The organism is Desulfurococcus sp. (assembly GCF_049970475.1).
Classification (GTDB): domain Archaea; phylum Thermoproteota; class Thermoprotei_A; order Sulfolobales; family Desulfurococcaceae; genus Desulfurococcus; species Desulfurococcus amylolyticus.
In genome coordinates, this window is sequence record NZ_JBMFMW010000095.1 from 1 (window position 1) to 4,263 (window position 4,263).

Below are 4,263 nucleotides of genomic sequence, written 5' to 3' on the forward strand. Positions count from 1 at the left end.
GTTGATTATGGTACAATTGGTGCAGCTGGTTTAATAGCTGGTGAAGCAATTTCGGGCATAGTGCTTGCAGGGCTAATAGTGAGTGGGGTATCCCTGGCAACGCCATTTACCAGCGACATACTAGGATTCATACTACTAATATTAGTAATGGCTTGGCTCTTTAGAACGGGTCTTAAGAAGGTGACCAAGTGATCTCATTCAATAAATTTTTTCAACTTTGCAAAATATTTTAATCCAACCTAGTCCTTGAGGGCTTGGATTCCCTTTGCTTTACAGACCCTGTATTTTAGGAAAGGGTGATTGCTTTAATGCTGGGAACTGGTTTGCGGGAGCCTTGGGTTAAACTCCTTTTCTAGCCCGTTTCCTATCAGCATTATGGAGTACGCTAATGCGACCAGCATGGTTCCAGGTGGTATGAAGTACCACCATATGCCTGCTGCAAGCGCTCCTGAGGTGTATGCGTTATATAGGATTAACCCCCAGTTCCAGTCGCCAATACTCCCAACACCCATGAACACTAGTGCTGCATGCGAGAATATCGCGGTTGAAACAGAGAGCACTGTATTAGCTATTGTCACAGGGATTACTGCTGGAAGGATGTGCCTTATTATTATTATCCAGGAATTAGATGCACCGAGGGATCTAGCCGCCTCTATATACGCCCATTCCTTCAGCGATAACACGATTGATCTAACCACACGTGCTATAGGGCTCCAGTTCAGCAAGCCTATTATCAGTATCACCGAAGCTATGCTTGACCCGATAATGGAGCCGATCACGATCATTAACACTATTGAAGGTATCGTTAAGAGGAAGTTCACGACCTGCATTAACACCTCATCTACTAAGCCCCCGTAATAGCCTGAGATCAGGCCTACGACCAGCCCAATTATAGCTGTTATAGCTGCTGCTGACAAGCCAACTATCAGCGAGGTCTTTATCGAGTAAATATTCAAGGTGAATAAGTCGCGGCCCATCTCATCTGTTCCAAACCAGTGCTTACTGTTTGGCGGCTGGAATATACTGGATGGATCAGTATCCTCTGGTCGATAACTCGTGATATAGGGTGCGAGGGCTGTTAACACTATGTATACCAGTATTATTGTTAAACCTATTTTGATACTACTATTCCTCCTGGTGATCGATACTATTTCCCATAGCATGTCTTTCGCTAATACTGTTAAACTAGTAGCGAACCTGTTACCGCTTCCACCCGTGGTCATGTTCTCACCCTTGGATCAATCAATCCATATAATAGGTCTGCTATGAGGTTGGCTAGTACAACTGAGACGGCTATTACGAGGAAGGCTCCTTGGAGAAGCGGGTAGTCCCTATTATATACGGCTTCATATATTAGCCTTCCTACGCCTGGCCATGCGAAAATAGTCTCGGTGAGTACAGCACCTGAAACCGAGGTAGCTATCGCTATAGATATAGCTGTGAGAGTTGGAAGCATGGCATTCTTCAACCCGTACTTGAAGAGTATTCTTCCCTCCCTGAAGCCAACTGCATAGTATGTCCTGATATAGTCCTCGCCCAACACGTCAAGCATTGATGCCCTGACTAGCAATGTGAAGCCACCGTAGTTCACGAGGACAAGGGTTATGAATGGTAGTATCATGTGGGATGCCAGGTCGTATAGGTGTTCAAGCATTGAGGAGTAGTGTACGCCATAGTCACGCATACCGGTAACTGGGAGATGAAGGTAGTTTATTGAGGCCAGTATTAGTAATCCTCCAAGCCAGTAGGTTGGAAGAGTGTATAATACTAGCGCCGATCCGCTGACTACTTTGTCAACTAAACTACCATGCCTCCAAGCTGATACCACGCCGGTTAGTACTCCAAGCAGTATAGACACTATTGTTGCAGGTATAAGGAGCATCAGTGTGTTTACGATCCTCTCTAATAGTATCTCAGTTACTGGTTGCTTATAGTAGAATGAGATGCCTAAATCTCCTCTCACGGTATTCCATAAGTAAATGAAGTACTGCTCCCACAGCGGCTTATTGAGCCCGAATTTCTCCCTGAGGTAAACTAATTGATCCTGGGTCAACCGTGGATCCCTGAACATCAGGGAAATAGGGTCGCCTGGGAGAAGCCTGAAAAGAATGAATGATATAGATAGTAATATGAAGATGGAGAGAACGCTTGAAAAAGCCCTTCTAGTAAGGAACGTGGTGTTCACAGGTATCACCTCCTGAATCTATTAATTAAGACCACTATTGCAACCACCGCGATAACTCCTGCTACTACACCTATCACTAGGTAGTCGCTGTTGTCACCCTGGGCTGTAGTAGTGGCTACGGGCGTTGCGTTGAGAAATGTACGCCAGTCATCACCTCCGAATGGCCCGCCAGGCCACCCGTAGTCGAAGCCAGCGAATTTCACTGAGTGTGCTTGTACAGCCTCTATTTCACAGAGAGGTATGTATGGTAGGTCGTTGTACAGTATCTCCTGGAGCATCCACGCTATATTCTTGATCTCATCCATACTTGACGCATTATATATTTTCTCATAGAGGGAATCATACTCGGGGTTACTGTACCCTGAATCGGAGACTCCTGTGAGGGTGCGCCCGGTTGCAAACACGTCGAATTGTGATACATCGTTGGGGCTTACTATCCAGTCCCATATATCTATATCGTGTCCAAGCCTGACAACTCCATTCACATTATTCCATATAATGGCGCTCATGCTACCAGTATCCATCGTCTTGATCTCCACGTTGACGCCTATTTGCTTCCACCAGTTCGCGATTACCTGTGCCGCGTTAACTGCTTCGGGGAACTTGCTGGGCACGAGTATAGTGTATGAGAGCGGAACACCATTGCTGGAAGCCCTTACACCGTTAGGGCCCAGCTTGTAGCCGGCTTGATCCAGTATTTCTGCTGCCCTGTTAAGATCGAACTCGTAGGGTTTGAGGTTCGGGTTATAATATATATTCGAGGTTGGGAGAACAGAAGCTATCGGCTTTGAATACCCGTGCCACGCTGTATCACAGACGTAAGTTACATTTGTAGCATAGGCTAGGGCCCTTCTAACATTCAAGTCCTTCAGGGTTGGATTACCTGTTCCATTGGGGTCCACGTTGAATGCTATGTAGAAGTATGTTGTCCCAGGGGATGTAAACACCTTGAACCCCGGGTTGTTCACGAGGACATTACGCATCGCCATCGGGATATAGGGTCCAACAGCATCTATGTCCCCGGCTATCAGCGCGTTGGCTGCACTGGTTACATCGGGGTAGAATTTAACTATGATCCGGTCTACCCTAGGTAGATACCATGGATAGTAGAACCTGTTATACGGCTCCAGCACAACGTATTGTCCCTCCTTGTACTCGGTGAGCCTGAGGGGGCCGGAACCTATGGGTGGGTACCCGCTATATGTTGATGGATCACTTATATTACTCCATATATGCTTCGGCACTATTGGTATATTGCTGGCTGCAAGGGCAAAGAATAACGGTATAGATGATACGGTGAAGTCTATGGTGTAGTTATCTATGACTCTTATAGATTCAACGATCTTGACGTTCGCCGCCCTGGATGACCATGGTTCACTAGCTAGGTGGAAGCTGTACTCTACATCGGAAGCCGTGACCGGTACTCCATCGTGGAATGTTGCATTGGTTACAAGATGGAATCTAACGGTGTCTCCACCGATAACCTCCCATGAAGCAGCCAGGTCCGGGATATATGTTGAATAATTACTGGAGACCCTTACCAACCTGCTATAGATGTCAAGGGTTATCCATGTTGATATCTGTGCATAGGTTGTAAACGGGTTGAATGTATCTAGCGAGGTACCGCCCCACCCTACCCTGAAAACGCTCTGGGACTGCGCAGTAGATACTGTGCTGACTGATGGTGCAACCAGTAGTAAAGCCACTATTACTGGTACGGCTTTGACAATTGTACCCCTGGCATTCATAGTTATCCACCAATGGTTAGAAAAGGCTTCATGGAACAGAGATAAAAACTTTTTTACATATATGAAACATTTTAAAAAGAAGTGTTACATTTTGGAATATATTTGTTACATTTAGTCGTAGGTGGTGCCATGCCCAGGGGAAACACGAGTGTAAGCAACATTGTGAGGGAGATCGTCGAGAGCGATCCATGCCTAGTGGAAGCATTGAGTAATGGATACGTGAACTATAGCAAGCTATCGGAGAGGCTTGCCGAAGTTATCAGAGAGGAGTATGGGGTATCATGTACACCTAGTTCCATTAAAATGTCGCTACTGCGCAGCAGGAGCAGT

General features: G+C 46.2%; 3 protein-coding genes and 2 pseudogenes. 2 read left to right on the forward strand and 3 right to left on the reverse strand.

Annotation, left to right across the window (positions count from 1 at the left end; genetic code table 11):
* Nucleotides 1-192: pseudogene (locus tag ACP5N5_RS05820) on the forward strand (OPT family oligopeptide transporter); the annotation flags it as partial.
* A gap of 113 nt (nt 193-305) precedes the next feature.
* Here ACP5N5_RS05820 and ACP5N5_RS05825 read toward each other — a convergent pair.
* From ACP5N5_RS05825 to ACP5N5_RS05835, 3 genes are read right to left on the reverse strand one after another with little or no spacing between them, the layout of a single operon-like run.
* Nucleotides 306-1,223, reverse strand: coding sequence for an ABC transporter permease (locus tag ACP5N5_RS05825; RefSeq protein WP_428133846.1), 918 nt, complete (start codon nt 1,221-1,223; stop codon nt 306-308).
* Entirely contained in the window at nt 1,220-2,185 is a 966-nt protein-coding gene (locus ACP5N5_RS05830; protein ID WP_428133849.1) for an ABC transporter permease, read from the reverse strand. The genes ACP5N5_RS05825 and ACP5N5_RS05830 overlap by 4 nt, the downstream gene beginning before the upstream one ends.
* 5 nt (nt 2,186-2,190) lie before the next feature.
* Entirely contained in the window at nt 2,191-3,933 is a 1,743-nt protein-coding gene (locus tag ACP5N5_RS05835; protein WP_428133852.1) for an ABC transporter substrate-binding protein, read from the reverse strand.
* Between the two features lie 129 nt (nt 3,934-4,062).
* On the opposite strand from ACP5N5_RS05835, the pseudogene ACP5N5_RS05840 reads away from it, so the two are divergent.
* A pseudogene (locus ACP5N5_RS05840) lies at nt 4,063-4,263 on the forward strand (ACT domain-containing protein); the annotation flags it as partial.

Excerpts from the sequence above, each read along its gene's own strand:
- ACP5N5_RS05825 (WP_428133846.1), bottom strand. The coding sequence starts at position 1,223 with ATGACCACGGGTGGAAGCGGTAACAGGTTCGCTACTAGTTTAACAGTA.
- ACP5N5_RS05835 (WP_428133852.1), bottom strand. The coding sequence starts at position 3,933 with ATGAATGCCAGGGGTACAATTGTCAAAGCCGTACCAGTAATAGTGGCT.